This is a genomic window from Sphingopyxis sp., from assembly GCF_034380315.1.
In the GTDB taxonomy this organism is placed as follows: Bacteria; Pseudomonadota; Alphaproteobacteria; order Sphingomonadales; family Sphingomonadaceae; genus Sphingopyxis.
The window spans coordinates 65839-86745 of record NZ_JAXMPB010000012.1; the positions used below are offsets into that span (position 1 = coordinate 65839).

The 20907-nt window shown below is 63.8% G+C and carries 17 protein-coding genes and 1 tRNA gene; 12 read left to right on the forward strand and 6 right to left on the reverse strand.

Annotated features, from left to right (window positions below):
• Nucleotides 1-37: 37 nt before the first annotated feature.
• Genes hutI through U0S50_RS17185 form a run of 5 tightly spaced genes read left to right on the forward strand, consistent with a single transcriptional unit; the run spans nucleotide 38 to nucleotide 5790 of the window.
• Entirely contained in the window at nucleotides 38-1237 is a 1200-nt protein-coding gene (hutI, locus tag U0S50_RS17165; protein WP_322309898.1) for an imidazolonepropionase, read from the forward strand.
• On the forward strand, nucleotides 1234-2766 hold the full coding sequence (hutH, locus tag U0S50_RS17170; RefSeq protein WP_322309899.1) for a histidine ammonia-lyase: 1533 nt from the start codon (nucleotides 1234-1236) through the stop codon (nucleotides 2764-2766). The genes hutI and hutH overlap by 4 nt, the downstream gene beginning before the upstream one ends.
• Nucleotides 2766-3569, forward strand: coding sequence for an N-formylglutamate deformylase (gene hutG, locus U0S50_RS17175; RefSeq protein WP_322309900.1), 804 nt, complete (start codon nucleotides 2766-2768; stop codon nucleotides 3567-3569). The genes hutH and hutG overlap by 1 nt, the downstream gene beginning before the upstream one ends.
• On the forward strand, nucleotides 3566-5233 hold the full coding sequence (gene hutU / locus U0S50_RS17180) for a urocanate hydratase (protein ID WP_322309901.1): 1668 nt from the start codon (nucleotides 3566-3568) through the stop codon (nucleotides 5231-5233). Before hutG ends, hutU begins: the two co-directional genes overlap by 4 nt.
• On the forward strand, nucleotides 5230-5790 hold the full coding sequence (locus U0S50_RS17185; RefSeq protein ID WP_322309902.1) for a HutD family protein: 561 nt from the start codon (nucleotides 5230-5232) through the stop codon (nucleotides 5788-5790). The genes hutU and U0S50_RS17185 overlap by 4 nt, the downstream gene beginning before the upstream one ends.
• A gap of 50 nt (nucleotides 5791-5840) precedes the next feature.
• Here U0S50_RS17185 and U0S50_RS17190 read toward each other — a convergent pair whose 3' ends face one another.
• From U0S50_RS17190 to U0S50_RS17210, 5 genes are all read right to left on the reverse strand, one after another.
• On the reverse strand, nucleotides 5841-7127 hold the full coding sequence (locus tag U0S50_RS17190) for an FAS1-like dehydratase domain-containing protein (protein WP_322309903.1): 1287 nt from the start codon (nucleotides 7125-7127) through the stop codon (nucleotides 5841-5843).
• A 1-nt stretch (nucleotide 7128) separates the two neighbouring features.
• Nucleotides 7129-8325 carry a CoA transferase gene (locus U0S50_RS17195; protein WP_322309904.1) on the reverse strand — a complete coding sequence of 399 codons (1197 nt, stop codon included), beginning with the start codon at nucleotides 8323-8325 and terminating at the stop codon, nucleotides 7129-7131.
• Entirely contained in the window at nucleotides 8322-9626 is a 1305-nt protein-coding gene (locus U0S50_RS17200) for an MFS transporter (RefSeq protein ID WP_322309905.1), read from the reverse strand. The genes U0S50_RS17195 and U0S50_RS17200 overlap by 4 nt, the downstream gene beginning before the upstream one ends.
• Nucleotides 9627-9700: 74 nt before the next feature.
• Complete coding sequence (locus U0S50_RS17205) at nucleotides 9701-12055, reverse strand: TonB-dependent receptor (RefSeq protein ID WP_322309906.1); 2355 nt, start codon at nucleotides 12053-12055, stop codon at nucleotides 9701-9703.
• 133 nt (nucleotides 12056-12188) lie between these two features.
• Entirely contained in the window at nucleotides 12189-13022 is an 834-nt protein-coding gene (locus tag U0S50_RS17210) for an SMP-30/gluconolactonase/LRE family protein (RefSeq protein ID WP_322309907.1), read from the reverse strand.
• A gap of 90 nt (nucleotides 13023-13112) precedes the next feature.
• Between U0S50_RS17210 and U0S50_RS17215 the strand changes: the two genes are divergently transcribed.
• Together U0S50_RS17215 and U0S50_RS17220 are read left to right on the forward strand one after the other, a co-directional pair.
• Entirely contained in the window at nucleotides 13113-13889 is a 777-nt protein-coding gene (locus U0S50_RS17215; RefSeq protein ID WP_322309908.1) for an SDR family oxidoreductase, read from the forward strand.
• Between the two features lie 22 nt (nucleotides 13890-13911).
• Nucleotides 13912-14718, forward strand: coding sequence for an enoyl-CoA hydratase/isomerase family protein (locus tag U0S50_RS17220; protein WP_322309909.1), 807 nt, complete (start codon nucleotides 13912-13914; stop codon nucleotides 14716-14718).
• An 18-nt stretch (nucleotides 14719-14736) separates the two neighbouring features.
• Here the strand turns inward: U0S50_RS17220 and U0S50_RS17225 are convergent, their stop codons facing one another.
• Nucleotides 14737-15303, reverse strand: a complete 567-nt coding sequence (locus U0S50_RS17225; protein ID WP_322309910.1) for a TetR/AcrR family transcriptional regulator — start codon at nucleotides 15301-15303, stop codon at nucleotides 14737-14739.
• A gap of 188 nt (nucleotides 15304-15491) precedes the next feature.
• Between U0S50_RS17225 and U0S50_RS17230 the strand changes: the two genes are divergently transcribed.
• The 5 genes from U0S50_RS17230 to U0S50_RS17250 all read left to right on the forward strand — a co-directional run bounded on the left by U0S50_RS17230 (nucleotide 15492) and on the right by U0S50_RS17250 (nucleotide 20618).
• Nucleotides 15492-17474, forward strand: a complete 1983-nt coding sequence (locus tag U0S50_RS17230; protein ID WP_322309911.1) for a flavin-containing monooxygenase — start codon at nucleotides 15492-15494, stop codon at nucleotides 17472-17474.
• A gap of 85 nt (nucleotides 17475-17559) precedes the next feature.
• Complete coding sequence (locus U0S50_RS17235) at nucleotides 17560-19164, forward strand: AMP-binding protein (protein ID WP_322309912.1); 1605 nt, start codon at nucleotides 17560-17562, stop codon at nucleotides 19162-19164.
• Between the two features lie 75 nt (nucleotides 19165-19239).
• Nucleotides 19240-20013: an SDR family NAD(P)-dependent oxidoreductase gene (locus U0S50_RS17240; RefSeq protein WP_322309913.1), complete on the forward strand. Its 774-nt coding sequence runs from the start codon at nucleotides 19240-19242 to the stop codon at nucleotides 20011-20013.
• A gap of 268 nt (nucleotides 20014-20281) precedes the next feature.
• Nucleotides 20282-20357 (forward strand) — tRNA-Thr (locus U0S50_RS17245).
• Nucleotides 20358-20492: 135 nt separating this feature from the next.
• On the forward strand, nucleotides 20493-20618 hold the full coding sequence (locus U0S50_RS17250) for a hypothetical protein (RefSeq protein ID WP_416195010.1): 126 nt from the start codon (nucleotides 20493-20495) through the stop codon (nucleotides 20616-20618).
• Nucleotides 20619-20907 lie beyond the last annotated feature (289 nt).

The following is a 20907-nucleotide window of genomic DNA, read 5'->3' on the forward strand; positions in this document are numbered from 1 at the left end:
GGATGCAATGATTGGCTGCGAAGGGAGATTCGACAGGATGCGATGCGACAGGCTGTGGCGCCACGCGCGGCTCGCGACGATGGCCGGTCCCGACATGGGGCTGATCGAGGATGGGCTGATCGCCGCGATCGACGGCCGCATCGCCTATGCCGGTCCCGCCGCGGACGCACCCGCATTTGACGCCGCCGAGCGCATCGATTGCGAAGGTCGCTGGATCACCCCCGGCCTGATCGATTGCCACACCCACATCGTCCACGCGGGCAACCGCGCGCACGAATTCGAACTGCGACTGGAAGGCGCATCCTATGAAGAGATCGCGCGCGCCGGAGGCGGCATCGTATCGACGATGCGCGCGACCCGTGCGGCGAGCGAGGCCGAACTGGTCGCCGCGGCCCTGCCCCGCGTCGATGCGCTGATCGCAGAAGGCGTCACCACGATCGAAGTCAAATCGGGCTATGGCCTGGACACCGCCAATGAACTGAAAATGCTGCGCGCCGCGCGGCGCTTGGGAACCGAGCGCCCGGTCAGCATCGCGACCACATTTCTGGGCGCCCACGCCCTGCCGCCCGAATATGCGGACGACGCCGACGGTTATATCGCGCTGGTCGCCGGCGAGATGCTGCCCGCGGCGATCCGCGATGGCCTTGCCGATGCCCTCGATGCCTTTTGCGAAGGCATCGGGTTCAGCGCCGAACAGACCGAAAAGCTGTTCGAGGCCGCCACGCGCGCGAACCTGCCCGTCAAGCTGCACGCCGAACAATTGTCGAACCAGCATGGCGCGGCGCTTGCCGCGCGATACGGCGCGCTGTCGGCCGATCATCTGGAATATCTGGACGAGGCGGGGGTTGCCGCAATGGCCAAGGCAGGGACGGTCGCGACGCTGCTACCCGGCGCCTTTTACTTCATGCGCGAAACCCGGTTGCCGCCGATAGCCGCGCTGCGGGCGGCGGGCGTACCGATCGCGCTGGCGACCGACTGTAACCCCGGCACCTCTCCGCTCACATCGCTGTTGCTCGTCCTCAACATGGGCGCGACGCTGTTCCACCTGACCGTCGCCGAATGCCTGGCGGGCGTCACGCGCAATGCCGCGCGCGCGTTGGGCCGCGCGGACGAAATCGGCACGCTGGAAGCCGGAAAGCGCTGCGACCTCGCCATCTGGGACATCGAACGTCCCGCCGAACTTGTCTATCGCATGGGAGCGAACCCGCTCCATGCCCGTATCTGGAGTGGCCAATGACCGAAATCCTGCTCATCCCCGGCGCCGTCGCGCTGGCCGACTGGCGCGCCGTCTATCGCGGCGCCGCGTTGCGGCTTGACCCGGCGTCGGCGCCGCGCATCGCCGAAAGCGCGGCGGCGGTCGAGCGGATCCTGGCCAAGGGCGCGCCCGTCTATGGCATCAACACCGGCTTCGGCAAACTGGCGAGCGTACGCATCGACGATGCCGATCTTGCGACCTTGCAGCGCAACATCGTGCTGAGCCACGCGGCCGGCACCGGCGCCCCGTCCCCCATCGCCGTCGTCCGCCTGATGATGGCGCTGAAGCTCGCGAGCCTTGCGCAGGGGGCCTCCGGGGTCCGTCCCGAAACCGTCGCCCTGCTCGAAGCCATGCTGGCCAGGGGGCTGACCCCCGTGATCCCGGCGCAGGGATCGGTCGGGGCGAGCGGCGATCTGGCCCCGCTGTCGCACATGGCGGTCGCGATGATCGGCATGGGAGAGATTTTCGTCGGTGACGCCCGCCTGCCCGCCGCCGAGGCGCTGGCGAAGGCGGGCCTCGCCCCGATCGAACTGGCCGCCAAGGAAGGGCTCGCGCTGCTCAACGGCACGCAATTTTCGGCCGCCAACGCGCTCGCCGGGCTGTTCGAGGCCGAACAATTGTTCGAAGCCGCGCTGGTCACGGGCGCCTTGTCGACCGAGGCCGCCAAGGGGTCGGACACCCCCTTTGATCCGCGCATCCATCTGCTGCGCCGCCATCGCGGCCAGATCGAGGTCGCCAACGCACTGCGGACGCTGATGGCCGGGTCGGCAATCCGCGCCAGCCACCTGGAAGGCGACACGCGGGTCCAGGACCCCTATTGCCTGCGCTGCCAGCCGCAGGTGATGGGCGCCGCGCTCGACCTGCTGCGCCAGGCGGGAACGACGCTGGAAATCGAGGCAAACGGCGTTTCGGACAATCCGCTGATCTTCCCCGAAAGCGACGAAGCGCTGTCGGGCGGCAATTTCCACGCCGAACCCGTCGCTTTTGCCGCCGACATGATCGCCATGGCGATTTGCGAGATCGGATCGATTTCCGAACGGCGCATCGCGATGCTGGTCGATCCCGCGCTGTCGGGCCTGCCCGCCTTTCTGACCCCGCAGCCGGGATTGAATTCGGGCTTCATGATCCCACAGGTGACGGCCGCGGCGCTGGTCAGCGAAAACAAGCAGCGCGCCTATCCCGCCAGCGTCGATTCGATCCCGACCTCCGCCAATCAGGAGGATCATGTGTCGATGGCTGCGCATGGCGCCCGCCGCCTGCTCGACATGGCCGAAAATGCGACCGCAGTGATCGGCATCGAACTGCTCGCCGCAGCGCAAGGGTGCGATTTCCACAATGGGCTGGCTTCGTCCGAGGCGCTCGAACGCGCCCGCGCGCTGCTGCGCGGCGCGGTGCCGATGCTCGACCATGATCGCCATTTCCATCCCGACATGGAGGCCGCGAACGCGCTGGTGCGCAGCGGCGCACTGGCGTCGGCGGCCGGGGTTGCGTTGCCCGGCGTCGCGGGCTGATGGATTGGCTGCACATTCATCGGGGGGAGGCGCCGCTGGTCGTCGCCTTTCCCCATGGCGGCACCCGGCTTGCGGGGCGCGGCGAGCGCTTTTGCTCGCCGTGGCGGGCGCGGCTCGACACCGACTGGTGGATCGCCGAGCTTTATGCCTTTGTCCGCGACATGGGCGCGACGACGGTGGCGACCGATATTTCGCGCGCGGTGATCGACATGAACCGCGATCCGTCCGGCGCCTCGCTCTATCCAGGGCAGGCGACGACCGAATTGTGCCCGACGACCAGCTTTGAAGGCGATCCGCTCTATCCCGGCGCCAGCCCCGATGCCGACGAGATCGCCGACCGGAAGCGAAGCTTTTTCGATCCCTATCATGGCGCGGTCGCCGCCGAGCTGGAGCGGCTGCGCGCGCGGCACGGCCGCGTCGTGCTGTATGACGCGCATTCGATCCGAAGCCGCGTACCCCGCCTGTTCGACGGCGAGTTGCCGCAATATAACATCGGAACCAACGGCGGCACGACCTGCGCCGTCGAACTCGAAACCGCCGTCGCGGCGATCTGCGCGGCGAGCGGCGAGAGCCATGTCGTCAACGGCCGTTTCAAGGGCGGCTGGACGACGCGCCACTATGGACGGCCGGAAGACGGCATCCACGCGATCCAGATGGAGCTGGCGATGCGCGGTTACATGACCGAACCCGCCGTTCCGGACGAGGGCAACTGGCCCGCCCCCCTTCACCTCGACCCCGCGATCCTGCCCGTGCTGCGGCAGATCATCGCCGCCACCCTCGACTTTGCGAAAGGACACGCATGACCCGTCTCGACAACAGCCGCATCATCAAGGCCCCTACGGGCGCCGAGTTGAACGCGAAAAGCTGGCTCACCGAAGCGCCGCTGCGCATGTTGATGAACAATTTGCACCCCGACGTCGCCGAACGGCCCGAGGAACTGGTCGTCTATGGCGGGATCGGCCGCGCGGCGCGCGACTGGGAAAGCTATGACAAGATCGTCGAAACGCTGAAGCGACTGGAGGACGACCAGACCCTGCTCGTCCAGTCGGGCAAGCCGGTCGGCGTGTTCCGTACCCACGCCGATGCGCCGCGCGTCCTGATCGCCAACAGCAATCTGGTGCCGCACTGGGCGAACTGGGAGCATTTTGGCGAACTCGATAAGCGCGGGCTCGCCATGTATGGCCAGATGACCGCGGGCTCGTGGATTTATATCGGCACGCAGGGCATCGTTCAGGGCACTTATGAAACCTTTGTCGAGATGGGCCGCCAGCATTATGGCGGCGACCTGTCGGGCAAGTGGCTGCTGACCGCGGGGCTCGGCGGAATGGGCGGCGCGCAGCCGCTCGCGGCGGTGATGGCGGGCGCGTCGTGCCTGGCGATCGAATGCCAGCCGAGCCGCATCGAAATGCGCCTGCGCACCGGCTATCTCGACGTCGCAGCGCAGACGATCGACGAAGCGATGGCGATCATCGAGAAAAGCTGCGCCGACAAAAAGCCGGTCTCGGTCGGCCTGCTCGGCAACGCCGCCGAAATATTGCCGCAGCTTTACGAACGCGGCATCCGCCCCGACCTGCTCACCGACCAGACGAGCGCGCACGACCCGGTGAACGGCTATCTGCCCATCGGCTGGAGCGTCGCCGACTGGGTGGAAAAGCGCGAAAGCGATCCCCAGGCCGTCGCCAAGGCGGCCAAGGCATCGATGGCGGTGCATGTCCGCGCGATGCTCGATTTCCAGGCGGCTGGCGTGCCGACGACCGATTATGGCAATAATATCCGCCAGGTGGCAAAGGACGAAGGCGTCGACAATGCGTTCGACTTCCCCGGCTTCGTTCCGGCCTATATCCGTCCGCTCTTCTGCCGCGGCATCGGCCCCTTTCGCTGGGCGGCGCTGTCGGGCGATCCCGAAGACATCTACAAGACCGACGCCAAGGTGAAGGAATTGCTGCCCGACAATGCGCATCTTCACCGCTGGCTCGACATGGCGCGCGAGAAGATCCATTTTCAGGGGCTGCCCGCGCGCATCTGTTGGGTGGGCCTTAGCGACCGTCATCGGCTGGGCATGGCGTTCAACGAGATGGTCGCGTCGGGCGAACTCAAAGCCCCGGTGGTTATCGGCCGCGATCACCTCGACAGCGGGTCGGTCGCCAGCCCGAACCGCGAGACCGAGGCGATGCGCGACGGCACCGACGCGGTGTCCGACTGGCCGCTGCTCAACGCGCTGCTCAACACCGCAAGCGGCGCAACCTGGGTGTCGCTGCACCATGGCGGCGGGGTCGGCATGGGATTTTCGCAGCATAGCGGCATGGTGATCGTCGCCGACGGCACGGCCGAGGCGGCGGCGCGGCTGGAGCGCGTACTGTGGAACGATCCGGCGACCGGCGTGATGCGCCACGCCGATGCAGGCTACGACATCGCGCTCGACTGCGCGCGCGACAAGGGCCTCGACCTGCCCGGCATATTGGGGTGAGGCGCCCGCCGATCCTCCTTCCCGCCAGCACGCGCACTCCGCGCCCCTGGCGGAATGGCGGCGGCGTGACCCACGACCTGCGGCTCTACCCGGAGGGTGCCGGGGACGATGATTTCCTGTGGCGCGCCAGCATCGCATCGATCACGGCGCCCGGCCCCTTTTCGGCCTGGCCCGGCATCGACCGAACGCTGGCCCCGCTCACCGGGACGCTCGCGTTGAGTATCGACGGCGCGACGGCGATGCTGCACCCCGGCGACCCGCCGCAGGCCTTCGCCGGTGAAGCCGTGGCAAGCGGCCATCCGGTCGGCGGTGCCTGCACAGCGCTGAACATCATGGCGCGCCGCGGGCGGGCCCGCGCGGAGATATCGCGCGACCGCACGATCATCCCCGGAACGGCCGCGCAGATCCTGCTGCTCGCCGATCAGGCGGCAATGCTGAGGATGGAGGACGACGATATCCCGCTCGATACAGGCGACGCGCTGGTCCTTGAAAGCCCGCGTTCGGCGATCGAGAGCGACCGCCCCCTGCTCATCGTCCGATTGTTCGATACGCCATGACCGGCGATGAGGCCCGGCGCCATGTTTCCTTCCTAACAAATGGGGGTGGATCAGCCCTTGCCGCCTGCGCCACCCCAACCCGCATTGTGGATCTTCAGAAACTCGGCAGCCTTGCGAGCCAGCTCCACCGGCACCTCGGGCAGGACGACCGCGCCGACTTCGCGGGACGGTAGGGCGATCGTGGCCCAGGCCAGAGCGGTTTTCTCGCCACGCTGATTGGTCGCGCATATCTCGACATCGACCATATGCCCGGCATCGGCGGCGTATTTCCGAACGACGCGCCCGGTCAGCATCTGAAGATCGCCGATATAGTTGAATTTTCGGATTTCGTCGCGCTGGGACACCACAAAGCCGTCGTCGCCCGCCCAGTCGGTCAGCAGGTGGTGCAACCAGAATTCCCGCTGCAACCCCCAGTCATAGGCCTCCGGATTTCCGACCTGCTTGGCAAGGTCGCGATCCCAATGGACGCGCGCCTCTGTATCGTAAACGCCCTGGTCATTGCGCGAATACATGCCGCGCATGATCTGGCGGTCCTTTGCGGCCACCCGGCCCGTGGCGAGCATTCGATAGGGTGCGAAGCCGTAACCCGCGCAATGCGCAAGAAAGACGTCGGTGACGGTCAGCGGACCCTTGCGGATCGGGGACAGTTCGTCGCCCTCCGCGACGTCCTCCCAAAAGCGCCCCTGTCCGCCGCGCGGCGCTTCGCCCAGATAGTCGGCGTCGATCGCCTTCACCTCATCCTTCGAATAATGCGCCATCTCCAGCGCCGCATATTTGCCCTTTTCCCGCGCCGTCTTGCGCTCGGCAATGATCCGCAGCGCGCGATAGATGCCGACCACTTCGCCACGCTGATTGAACTTCACATAGCGCCGGACGATGTGAACCGTGCGCCCGCCGAATTCGGATGCCTTGACCTCGACACTGTCCTCGCCCTCGAAGCTGAAAATCGTGTCGCCGGCATAGATCGGCCGATACCAGTTCCACGTGCCCCCCGACATGAACATCTGGCACCCGGGAAACAGACCTCTCGCCCTGGCCCGCATGTCTTTGGGCAGGCGTTCACCGCGAAGCGGTTCGTTGACGACCGCCATCATGATGGCCGGAGCGATCGGCGCGCCCCAGCGCGTACGCCGCGCATAATCGCTATCGACATAGAGCGGATTATCGTCGCCCACATTAAGAGCGAAATTGCGGATCGTGTCGGCGGACAGGCAGGAATGAAACTCGCGGGTCTGGTTCGGTTCGTCGAGGCCCACCATCTCCTTCTGCAAGGCGATGTCCTCATCGGTAATGACCCCGACATTCTTCGCATCGGGCGAGGGCTTATCCGGCTGCATTCTATAGTTCCTTCTGCTGGATCGTAGGGAGGATGCTCAGCACCTCTTCATTATGCTGACCGAGTTTCGGGCTTGGGCCGCGCGGCGTCATGGCGGCGCCATCGAAATCGATCGGGCTGGCAACCGACGGGATTGGCGGAAAATCCGGCTGGCCCGGTATCTCGACAAAGGCCCCCGAATGGATGGCCTGCGGATCGTTCAGCACATCCTCGAGCGACTGGACCGGAGCCCACCAGAGGTCGAACTCGTCGAACCGGTCCTGCCAATATTGGCGGTCGTGCCGGGCGATCTCGCGATCGATTTCGGCGATCAGGGCCTTGCGGTTCGCGACCTGGTCGCGCGTCGTGCGGAATCGGGGATCGTCAAGCAGATCGGGCCGATCGATCGCCTTGACCAGCTTTGGCCAATGACGCGCCGCCTCGACGCCCAACATCCACAGCCAGCGGTCGTCCTTGGCACGATAGCAGTTCACAAGCGGGGTCGGCGCCTCTTCGCGCGGGCGCTTGACGACCGACTTGCCGAAATTCTGCTGCATCGTGATGTCCGTGCCCAGGGCATAAAGACCGGTCCGCAGCAACGACGCATCGACCACGCCGCCGACCCCCGTGCGTTCGCGCCGGTACAATGCCGCAACGATGCCCGACACCATCGTCACGCCGGTAATATGGTCGCCAAGCGCCGGCGGGATCGATTGCGGCGGCGCCCCGCGCGGGGCCACCTCCACCGCTATGCCGCTGCGCGCCCAAAAGGCGCCGACATCATATCCCGCGCGGTCGCGATCGGGGCCTTGCGCCCCATAGCCCGTCACCCGGCCATAGATCAGACGGGGAAAACGCGACCGCACCGAAGCCGCATCGAGCCCAAGCCTTTCGAGCGCGTCGGTGCGGACGTTGGTGACGAACACGTCGGCCGTTTCGAGCAGCGCGAACATCCGTTCGGCGTCGGCGGCATCGCGAAGATTGAGCACCACACTGCGCTTGCCCCGATTGTCCAGTTCGAAAGGCGCCATTCGTCCTTCGTCCATTCCGAGTGCGCGGAACGCCTGCCGCTGCGGGTCGCCGGTCGGCGGCTCGACCTTGATCACGTCGGCGCCCCAATCGGCCATGATGCCGCCCGCCGCGGGCGCCGCGATCCATACGCCGAGTTCGACCACTTTCACTCCGGCAAGCGGTCTTGCGCCTTCCGTTCCGTTCATCATTCGTTACTTTCGCTATGCACCAGGGCTTCGTTGAAATTTCGGCGGGCCAGCCACAGGAAAAACGGGGTGCCCCAGCCGACGGTCGTGGCGATCATCAACGCCAGTCGCAGAGCTTCGCCAGGGCCGGCCGCAGCATGGAAATGGTCGCTCAGCACGCCGATCAGAAACGGAGCAAGCCCGACACCAAGCAGGCTGGTGAACAGCCCGTAAACCGCGCTGGCGCTCGCCCGCATGCCCGCGGGGACCACCGAATGCAGGCCCGCGATCGCCGAGCCGAATCCCAGCGCGCCGACAATGTTGATCAGGAACAGGCCCGCAATCGTGAAGGAAAGCGACGGCGAGGACAGCAGCCCCCAATAGGCCGGCACGATCAGGAGATTTACAAGAAGTGGAAGCGTCAGCAGCCAATGCACGCCGCGCGCGACGAGCCGGTTGGTCAGGAAGCCGCCAACGATCGCACCGACGGCCGCGCCGACGCCCATTGCGAGGCCGAAGTATAGCCCGACCTCCGCCGTGGACAGGCCGAAGCGCCGGATAAGATAGGCCGGCATCCATTGCGCCACCCCGTAAAGGACAAAACCCGTGCAGGTCGACGAGAGCACGATGTAGAGGAACGTGCGATTTCGGATGAGCGCCGCGAGCACATCGGAGAAAGGCAGGCCTTCCCTGGTTGCGGCTCCCCTGTCCTGGGCGCCGCGCACCGGATCCTTCAGCGTCCACCACAGGAGGAGAGCGAAGGGCAGACCGAGCGCGCCGGCGACGACAAAGGCCGTCCGCCACCCGACCTGTCCAGCGAGCCAGCCGCCCCCGGCGAGCCCGACCGTCAGCCCGACCGAACCGCCCGCGGCAAGGATCGCATAGGCAGCGGCACGCCGTTCAATCCCGCAATAGTCGGCAATCAGCGATTGCGACGCGGGCATCGAGCTGGCTTCGCCGAAACCGACGAACAGCCGCGCCACCAGAAGATGCCAGAAGCTGGCCGCCATCCCGCAAGCCGCGGTCGCGATGCTCCAACCGGTGATCGCGACGCCCATCAGCATCCGCCGACTGTAAAGATCGGCAAGCCGCCCCAGAAAAATGCCCGCCGCCGCATAGAATGCCGCAAAGGCAAGGCCCGTTACGATGCCGATCTGCGTGTCGGTCATGGGTATGTCCCGACGAATATCTTCGATCAGGACAGCCAGAATCATGCGGTCGACGTAATTGAGCATGTTCACCGCAAACAGCAGCCACACGACATACCACACATAGCCGTTGGAAGGGCCGGCAACGCTGAAAGGACGATGGGACAGAGGGTTCATCCTGATCTGTGGCCGCCCGCCAATGCGGTGACGGGCGGCGGCTGGGAAAGGCTGCGACAGGAAGGCGGCGGCCGTCAGTGCTGCAGGCGCAGGGTCAGGCCCGCAATTCGCGGATCGCCCGGATTGCGGTTGAACGACCCGCTCTGAAGCGGGACATGGTTGATCAGGCTGCTGTAATCCTTGTCGAACAAGTTGCTGACGAACGCCTCTATCGTCCATCGGCGGTCCGCCGACCCGAAGCCCGCCCGGGCGTTCACGAGAGCGTAGGAACCGACCAGCATTTCGGGATCGAGACCGGTTCCCAGATACTGCCCCGATTGCCAGCGGAAGTTCGCGTTGCCGAAAGCACGCAGCCCCGTGCCGGCAATGTTGCTGTCATAGGAAACGCCGCCGGTGACGGCCCATTTCGGCGCCGACGCCACGCGCCCGCCCGCGAGCCTTGGCAATCCCGGTATCGGCTTGTTGTCCTTGTCGAAACGGGCATCGACATATGTGATGCCAGCATTCAGGTTCAGACCGCGCGTCGGCCTTGCGCTGGCTTCCAGTTCAACGCCCTTGGTCCGCGCCTTTTCCGCATTGAAGGTGCGAAAGCGCAGTCCGTCAAAGTTCAGAATCTGGAAATCGGCGAAATCGGTATAAAATGCGGTTGCGTTCAGCGTCACCCGCCCGTCGGCCATGGTGGAACGAAGGCCGAGTTCGAAGGAAGTGGCCCGTTCGCCATCGAACGACGGGTCGCCCGGCGCATTCGGATCGAAGGGCGTCGTGACGGCCGCCGTGCGTTCGAGGTTGAAGCCGCCGCCCTTGTATCCGCGGGACACGCTGACATAGGTCATCAGGTCCGACGTCCACTGCTGACTGAGGTTGAATGTCCCCGTCATTTCCTGGCCCGAAATCCGCGTTCCCGGCGCAAAGTCGGGAACAAGCGGGCTCCAGAAGCCCAGGCAGAGCAGACCGGCAAGCGGGCTTGCCACGGCCGCCGGATTGCACGCGGGCACGTTGGCGGCGAATTCGCCCGTCGCGCGCTTGCTCTCGTCCGTGAAACGCACGCCCAAGGTGGCGGTCAACCGGTCGGTCAGCTTGAAACTGTTGTGCGTGAACAGCGCGAACTGTTCGGTCTTCTGGGTGAAATCGTCGCGCGTCGCCGGACCCTCGGGAAAATTCGATCCGACCGGCAAGCCGGTAACAGCGCTGATGACGCCAACCCCGCCGACAAGACTTCCGATGTAATTTTCGAACTGGCTGCCGAAATCCAGACGCTGCGTCATCGCCACATTCTCTTTGAGGTAGAAGGCCCCAATCAGCCAGTCGAGCGCGCCGGCCTGTCCCGCCAGCCTGATTTCCTGTGTGAATGTGTCGATCCGCGCGTCGAGCGCCGGATCGGTTCCCGCGAAATCCAGCGTCGTGAAATCCGAATCGGTCCTCTGTTGCCCTTCCCAGTCGCGATAGGCCGTGATCGACGTCAGCTTGACGCCCCCGATGTCCCAGTTGATTTCACCCGAAATGCCGAACGATGTGGTGGCGTTTCCAATCGGGTCGTTGATCGCGGCCTTCCGCCCGCCCGCCGGAGCCAGTTGCCCGCCCAATGCCCGGATGCGCGCACCGGCGGGGCCTTCGATCAACGGGACCGACACGCAGCATTTTTCGTCAATGTCGCTGTAATCGACGATGATCCGCGTCGACAGATTGGCGGCCGGCTCGATCAGCAACTGGCCCCGCAGGAACCAGCGATTGCGATCGTTGACGGCCCCGCCCAGAATATTCTCGATCACGCCGCCGCGCTCGTTGACGCCGCCCGTCAGGCGCACAGCCGCCAAATTTTCGATCACCGGAGCCGTGACCGTCCCGCGCACGATGCGGCCGTCATATTCGGTAACCGTCGCCTCGACCTGATAGTCGAAATCGAATCGCGGCGCCTTGGTGACGATATTGATCGCACCGGCCGAGGTGTTGCGACCGAACAGCGTGCCCTGCGGTCCGCGCAACACCTCAACCCGCTCGAGATCGGCAAGGTCGCCCATGCCGAAGCCCGACCGGCTCAGATAAACGCCGTCGAGAAAAATCCCCACTGCGCTTTCGAGTCCGACATTGTTCCCCGATGTGCCGATGCCCCGGATCCGAATCGTCGGCGTGAACAATTCGGTATCGGAGCGCGTGAACGACAGGCTCGGCGAGATGATCTGCAACTGCGACAGGTCGGCGGCCCCGGCATCGGCGAGCTTGTCGCCGGAAAAGGCCGATACGGCGAGCGGTACGTCCTGCAGATTCTGCGCGCGTTTTTGCGCGGTCACGATGATGTCGGCATGATCGCCGCCGTCATCGCCCTTCGCCGCCGCGTCGGCCGCCTGCGCACGGGCGGGAGCCCCAAGAAGCAAGCCAAGCGAAGCCGACAGGGCCACGACGGAAATCGAACCACAGAACCATTTTTGCATATCTCCACTCCCACTTTTATATAGAACATTTATGTTCTTTATCGAACTTTGATGTTTCGTTTAGTGAGTTATGGCGCGATACGCAAGGGCCGCCGTCCGGCGCGTGCAAGCGGACAGCAAAAGGTCAGGAATGTCAGATGGAAAGGGCGAGAATCTGACCGGTTCTGGGCAGCACCCCGGCGCCCAGATCGGACATGCGCGCACGCGACGCCGCGACATAGAGAAGCGGTCGATGCGGATCGACCGCGACGTCATAGACCGGGATATCCATTGCGATCTGCCGGTCCACCTTGCCGTCGGCCGTCACGCGAACCAACGAAGAAGGGCCGATCATCGCCGCCCATATGCGATCGGCATGATCGATCGCCAGCCCGTCGGGACGCCCGGCCTCGAAGCGAACATGTTCGCGCCGTTCGACAATGCGCTCCCCCTCAGCCGAGAGCGCCAGGCAGCTTATCCGCTGCCCGATCGTCTCGGCGACGAACAGCCGCTTTCCGTCACCAGAAAGCACCATTCCGTTCGGAAAATCGAAGCCTTGCGCAAATATTTCCGATCGGCCCGCGCGATCGACCCGATAGATATTCGCCGAGCGCGGCGCCTCCGCCCGCAGATCGAAGCCATATTCCCCGACCAGCAGATCGCCGCTTGGCAACGCCAGCATTTCATTGAGCATCGACGCCCCGTGCGCGGACAGATCGGCGAAAGCGCCCTGCCCGGCGCTGCCCCCCGTCCACTGCAACCGGCGCGCGGCCTTGTCCACGATCAGCGGGCTGCCATCGGGACCAAAAGCTATTCCGCCAAAATAGGTGCGAGCTGCATACTCCTCTCGCAGCCCGCCCGGCCCATCCTCATCGAGGCCCAATGACAAGAGCCGACCATCGTACATATCGACAAACCACAGCCGTCCATCCCGAATGCGCAGCGATTCAGGGAAAACCAGGTTCGAGGCCAGAATGGTCGCTTGCATGACGCCCCTTTAAATCGAACATTGATATCTTGTTTTCTTTAGCCAGCCGCCATAGGGTTGGCAACAAGCAGAAGGGAAGAGTGAACCGGGATGAATGAGGAAAGCCACGGGATCATCATCACGGGCGCGGCCGGCGGAATCGGTTCGGCCACCATCGCGCGGCTTGCGGGGGCGGCGTCGATCCGCATCGGACTGCTCGATATGGATGCCGAGGCCATCGACCGGCTTGTCGCACACTATGCCGATGCCCCTTGCCACATGATCCCGCTCCCTTGCGACCTGCAGGATGCCATATCGATAGCCGCCGCCATCGACCGCTTCGCGGAGTCCGGACCGATCGACACGTTGTTCGCCAACGCCGGCATCATGACCGCTCCGGACGCTTTCGAAACCATCGACGCCGCCGCAATCGACCGATCGCTGGCTGTCAATCTGCGCGCCGTGACCTTGTGCACCCGCCTCGCCTGGCCGCACTTCCGATCCGGATCGGCTCATGTGATCGTCAACGCATCCGGCGCGGGTCGCCATCCACTCGCGTCCGACCCGGTATATTCCGCAGCCAAGGCCGGAGCGATCATGTTCGCCCGCGCATGCGCCGCCCGACGGAACGAAACGGGCATCCGTTTCAACGCGCTGGCGCCCGGCGTGGTCGACACGCCGATCCTGCGCGACCCCCGAACGGGCGAATGGCGCGGCGAGGTGCGCGATTTCGCGGGGGAGTATCAGTTAATCGACCCCGACGAGATCGCGGTGGCCGCTTTGCGGTTGATGGACGACCCCGATCTGAACGACCAGCTTGTCAGCATCGCCAACCGTCGCCGGGACACGCCCCCTTCCACCACCCCGGCGCCCTCCCGCAACGCCTAGAATATCCCAAGGATTCCTTTGAATGACGCCTTGCCTTCTCGTCCAACGCACCGGCCATGTCGCCACGCTGACGCTCAACCGCCCCGAGGCGCGCAATGCCTTTTCCCCCGAACTCGCCGTGCGGCTTGACGAGGCGTGCCAGCAATTGCGGGATGATCGTGAAGTCCGCGCCATTGTCCTGGCGGCGGCGGGGACCGACAGTTTTTGCGCGGGCGGCGATCTGAAGCTGATGATCCCGCTCATCACCGGCGCGCGCAAGGCCGAAACCGACTATGATCATGCGGCCCTTGCGCTGATGCGGGAGAAAGGACGCCCCCTGCCGACCCATGGCGACATCGGCAAACCGCTGATCGCCGCCATCGAGGCCCCGGCGCTTGGCGGCGGCCTTGAACTGGCGCTCGCCTGCGACATGATCGTCGCGTCCGAGAATGCCTCTTTCGCGGCGCCCGAAGTCGCCTCGGGCGCCTATCCCGCGCGTATCACCTATCTGCTGCCACGCCGCCTGCCCTATTCACTGGCTTCCGAAATGCTGCTTTCCGGGTCCCGGTTGTCCGCCACCCGCGCCTATCATTTGGGCCTTGTCAACGAACTGGTGCCAGCGGGGACGGCCATTGCCGCCGCCCAGAAACTTGCCGAGCGCATCGCCCGTAACGCGCCGATCTCGGTCCGGTCGGCACGCGCGGTCGCCCACCTTGCGATGTCGGACCCAGCCGCCGATGTGGACGGGCTCGACCGCGCCATGATCCGCAAGGTCTATACGAGCCAGGATGCGCGCGAAGGGCCCCGCGCCTTCGCCGAAAAGCGCGCGCCGGTGTTTTGCGACCACTGAGCGCACCGCGCGCGCGGTTCAATCCGGCCGCTTTCCTGTCGAAACCTGACTGAGCACGGAATCGACGGCCCAGTCGATCATACCGGGTTCCCGCATGTCGGTGCCCGAAACGAGCAGGCGGAAATAGAGTAGCCCGGTCAGCGTATCGAGAATCCATTCAGGATCGGCATCGGGACGAAGCTCGCCTTGCTCGATCGCCTTCAGCAGGCGCCGACGCGACCCTTCGCGGCGCTGATCGGCCAGACGCGGCAGCAAGCCGGCAAAGGCCGGTTCGTTACGGGTCGCTTCGATCAACGAGGGTAGCGCCCGGCCCCAAATGGAGCGTTTGAGCGCCACCGCGAGCCGTTCATAAATATTGATGAGATCGCGCCGCACATCGCCGGTATCGGGTGCCGGCGAGCGAGGGCCCAACGCAAAATCGAACGCAGCTATCGCGAGTTCGGGCACGTTTTTCCAATATCGATAAATGGTCGAACGCGCGACGCCGCTTCGTTCCGACACCAGCCCGATCGTCAATTGACGATATCCGACTTCACTCAACAACAGAAGCGTCGCATCGAGGACCGCCGCCACCGTGCGCTCCATTTGCGATGTTTTCGGAGCACGGCGGGCCGGCTTTGCCGTCTGACGGGCCACAGCGTCGGTTATGCCTGTTCTGGTTTCTGTCACTTTTCGCCCCTGGACCAGTATCTTCCGGCGTTCCCCGCCTGTCTCGATCCTATCCCCGATAATCGGCTTGATCAATGTTCGCATAGGCATTAAGCGATACACATATGTCTTATATAAAAAATGTGGCGGGAGAGCCAGAAGCATCGGTTCGCATCGACGAACGCATCGCATCCGATCCGGTGGAGCGGCCCATCGCCACCCCGCCGGAACCCGCTTTCGTGCGCCGTGCCCTCGAACAGGCCGACATGAACGCACTTCGCATCGCGCTTTACCACCAAACCCGCGACAGCGAATTGCTCGACATGGCGCTCGCCCGCTTTCCGGTGCGTGGCGGCGCGTTCGAAGCGCGCGTTGTTGCAAGACACCATCATGACGCGATCAAGCAAAAGGCACTCGCCTTTCTGACCGATCCGGACAATATTCGTCGCGACCCGCCGACCCGCGACGAGGCCGAGCAATTGATGCGCCATTTCCAGGGAAGCGAGCTTTCGCCCGCCGCCCTCGATTTCGGGTACGGCGATCTTGGTATCGACAAGAAAGCTCGCGACGCCGAATGGGCGGCGAAACCAAGCGCGGAACGGCTGGAGAATTTCGACGTCACGATCGTCGGCGGCGGTATAAGCGGCCTGGCCATCGCCCGGCAGCTTGGGCGTCTGGGCCTGAAGCACCATATCCTCGAAAAGCGCGACAGCTTTGGCGGCACGTGGCACATAAATGACTATCCGGAGGCCCGGGTCGATATCTCGACCTTCCTATACCAGTATAAATTCGATCTCGAATATCCGTGGAAAAGCCATTTCGCGACGCAGCCCGAACTCGTCGAATATATGGAATATGTCGTCGACAAATATGGGCTGCGCGATCGGATCGAACTGAATACCGAATTGCAGGCCGCGTCGTGGAACGACGATCTTTCCAAATGGGAACTGACGATCCGTTTGCCCGATGGTTCGACCGAGCATCGACTGACGAGCATCGTGATCAGCGCTGTCGGCCTGTTCGGCACACCGAAAATGCCCGACATCCAGGGCATCGAAGATTTCGAAGGCGCAATGTTCCATACCACCGAATGGGATCATGGCTTCGTTCCCGACGGCAAACGCATCGCGGTCATCGGCACCGGTTCGACCAGTACGCAACTGATGCCTTCACTCGCCGAAAAGGCCGAACAGCTGACTGTCTATCAGCGCACGCCCAGCTGGATCACGCCGGTCCACGACTATCACGGCACCGTCTCGCCCGAACTGCGCTGGCTGCTCGATACCATGCCCGGTTATACGAACTGGCATGTCTATTCACTGCACGTGGCCGATCTGCAACTTCAGGAGTTCCAGGACCTCGATCGCGAATGGATCGCAGGCGGCGGCAAGGTCAACGAACGCAACGACCGGCTGCGCGAAAACCTGATCCGCTATATTCGCGAAGAATGCGCGGGTCGCGACGATCTGTACGACAGGCTGGTCCCCGATTATGCGCCGACGGCCCGGCGGCTCGTCATCGACAACGGCTTTTATCGGGCCCTGCGGCGCGAGAATGTCGCGCTGGACAGCGCCGGGATCGACCGCATCACACGAACGGGCATCGTGTCGAAAGATGGCACAAGTCGCGATTTCGACCTCATCGTCCTCGGCGCGGGTTTCCAGGTTTCACGCTATCTTTGGCCCACAAGCTATCGCGGTCGTAACGGCATGACGCTGGAACAATTGTGGGAAGCCGACGGCGCCCGCGCCCATCTGGGCATCAACCTGCCCGAATTCCCCAACATGTTCGTTATCTATGGCCCCAATGCACAGGCGCGATCGGGCAGCTTTCATTCGTGGATCGAGATATTGTCGCGCTATATCTGCGGATTGATCACCCACATGATCGAGACGGGCGGAACATCCATCGAAGTCAGGAAAGCGGCTTTCGATGCCTATAATGATCGGATGGATCAGGCCATGACATCGACCTTGTGGGAAGCCGAAGGGCAAGGCGGCTATTATCTCAATGAACAGGGTCGCTCGGGCGTCAACATGCCGTGGCGCATCTATGACTTCTACGACATGCTTCGGAATCCCGAGATGAAGGATTTCACCGTCCGATAGACGGCGGCCCGGCACAAGGCAGCGGGGTCAAGCAGGACGCGACGAGGCGCGCCCAAACGATATATGTGATGAAGGCAGGTGCAACATGGCTTTGAACTTCGGCGACATATTGGATGCGGTCGCACAGCGGCGCGCCACGCAGCCGGCACTGTCATCCGACGATGGCGATCGCACATGGGCCGAGTTTGATGCCCGCACCAACGCCCTGGCACGCGGGCTTTCGAAGCACGGCATCGCAACCGGTGACAAGATTTGCTTTCTGCTGTTCAATGGCGCGCCCTATGTCGAGCTTCTGGCCGCCTGTTTCAAAGGGCGCTTCGTCCATGTGAACGCGAACTTTCGCTACACGACCGCCGAACTGCAATATATCCTCGAAAACTCCGACAGCACTGCCCTTGTCTATGATCGTCGACTGGCCGATGTCGTCGGCGCGCTGGATTCGGGCCTGCGCAAGCGATTGCTGCTGATCGAGGCGGGGCAGCAAGGTAACGACGGCCCGGTGCGTATCGAGGGCGCGCGCGATTTCGAAGCGTTTCTGAGCGGCCACGACCCCCGCCCGCTAGGCATAGCACGCTCTGCCGACGATCTGCTGTTCATCTATACCGGCGGCACGACCGGAATGCCCAAGGGCGTCATGTGGCCGCACCAGTCGCTCGCCCTCGGGCTGTTCGCCGACTTCTTCGGCCGCGTCGAAGGCGAGGCACAACTGGCTGACTGGATGATCCTGCTCGACACGCCGCGGGCCTATTTGCGACCGCTAATCGCATCGCCCCTGATGCATGGAACCGGGCTGCTCGCCGCGATTACGACGATGTGCAACGGCGGCCATATCGTCGTGACCGACAATGCCGGAAGCTTCGACGCCGCCCGCCACTGGGATCTGGTCCAGCGCCACCGTGCCGATGCAATCGGCATCGTCGGCGACGCCTTTGCCCGCCCCCTGCTCGCCGCGTTCGACGCGGGATGCTATGATGCATCCTCGCTTCGGCTGATCGGTTCGTCGGGTGTTATGTGGAGCGCGGACGTCAAACAGGCGCTGCTCGATCGCATACCCGCCGCGACCCTGTTCGACTCGCTCGGGTCATCGGAAGCGATGAATCTGGGCAGTTCCATTACCGCGCGCGGCGGCGACAGCGGCACCAGCAGCTTTGGCATCGGTGACGGCTGCAAGGTCTTTGACGATGATTTGAACGAGGTGCAGCCAGGATCGGGCAAGATCGGCTTTCTTGCTCGTCCCGGCGCGCTGCCGCTCGGCTATTACAAGGATAGCGAGAAGACGGCGCAGACTTTCCGGACCATTCGCGGAATACGTTATTCGGTCCCTGGCGATATGTGCATGATCGAAGCCGACGGCACGATCACGCTGCTGGGGCGCGGCAGCGGCTGCATCAATTCAGGGGGCGAAAAGATCTTCCCCGAGGAAATCGAAGAAGCGTTGAAAACGCATCCCGGTGTGGACGATGCTCTCGTGTTTGGCATCGAAGACCCGAAATGGGGACAGGCGGTGCATGCCGTCGTTCGCCGGAACGGGGCATCCGGCGCCGAGGAAGAGGCGCTGAAGACCTTCCTTGCCGATCGGCTCGCTCGATACAAATTACCCAAACGGATGCGATTCACCGAACGCAGCCTGCGGCTTGCGAATGGCAAAGCCGACTACCGGCTGGCGCGGAGCATTGACGCATCGGGGTGAAGCAACGCCCCCGAGCCTGGCCGATCGACAGTCCCCGGAAAGCCCCCTTCAACCAACATCGAACTGAGACTTGCCATGCAGCACCCCAATGCCCGGTCGATCGAAGGTCGTGTTGCCCTTGTCACGGGAGCCGCAAGCGGGATCGGCGCCGCGACCGCCGTGCGCCTGCTGGAGAACGGCGCCAAGGTCATCGCAACCGACGTGACCAGGCCCGACGTGGCGGCTTATGCCGGTGCCACCTCCCCATTCGCGGACAACTGCCTTGCCCTCGACATGGATGTTACGCGAAAATTGCAGGTCGCCGAAGCCATTGCCTTGGGCGCGGCGCATTTCGGCGGCCTCGACATTCTGGTCAACAACGCCGGAATCAAGGCCGCTTGCGCCATCGAATCCGACAGGTTCGACGATATCTGGGACAGCAGCCTTGCCGTCATGCTGACCGGCCCGAAAAATTGCTTTCGGGCCGCGCTGCCCTTCTTGCGCCGTTCCGATTGCGCGCGCGTGGTGAACATATCGTCGATCGAAGGGCTGGAGGCGTCGAAAGGCGCGGCGCCCTATTCCGCAGCAAAGGCAGGCCTGATCGGTCTGACCCGCTCGCTCGCGGTGGAGTTCGGAACCGAAGGCATCACCGTCAACTGCATCTGCCCCGGTCCGATCGAAACCCCGATGACCAGCGACGTCGCCGATGAGCATAGGCGCAAATATCTCGACCGCTACACCGCCCTCCACAGAGCCGGTCAACCCGAAGAAATCGCCGATATGATCCTGAACATCTGCCTTCCCTCCTCGGCCTTCATGACCGGCAGCATTGTCGTCGTGGACGGCGGGCTGATTGCGCGCAGCACCTGACCGGATGGGGACGCAGCCCTCTGGGGTCGATCAGCCCAGGCCCCGATAACCGCCAAATTTTTCGGACAACAGGTGGCTGGCGGAGTCCATCGGCAATATCCCACCCACCGAAGCGGAGGAACGACATTATGCCATGTTGGACGGTGTCTCTATGGCTACGCAACTTAAACCAAATGGCCTCCGGCAGTCTCGGGGCGGTTCAGTCGCCGGGAAAGTGCGCCTCGACGCTTGTCTTCGCCCCGACACGCTGGTAGAGGCGCCCCTCGTTGCCGCTTTAGCTCAGTTGGTAGAGCACATCATTCGTAATGATGGGGTCAGGTGTTCGAGTCACCTAAGCGGCACCATCCCTTCCACAGGGAATTTCCGAGACATCCGGCGAAAAAGCCTTTCAGCAAGGAACCCATTTGGGTCCAGCTTGGGTCACGTTGAGCAGGGAAATCCGCTCGACCCACGCTATACCCGCTCAAAGCTGATCAACCTTGTTTATTCTGGTCAGGGCGCTGATGGGGTTAGAAACCATGCAGTCAGCGTTCAGGCGCGCAATAGAGGAAGCCCACCGCTTCTACAGCTATAGGAACGCTAGCCCGTTGGTTCCGCAACGGTAAGGCTAATGCGTTAAAACCTTAGAGGCCGCCGCACGTCAGGCCACCTTGCGTACGTAGCCGCGCTTTGCGCAGTAGTCGCTTAAGTGATACAGAAACCGTGTCGTAACCTCGCTCGCCGCATCGTACACCTTCTGCATTTCGTCCAAGGTGTATCGCTCGCCGTGAACCGCCCCGGGATTGCCGGAGGCCAGTTACATCAAATTATGCTGCCATGGCTGTGTCGTCCAGCCTGGCGTAGTAACGCTCTTCGGCTTCGGCAGGCGGGATATTGCCGGTGGGCGCGAGCAGG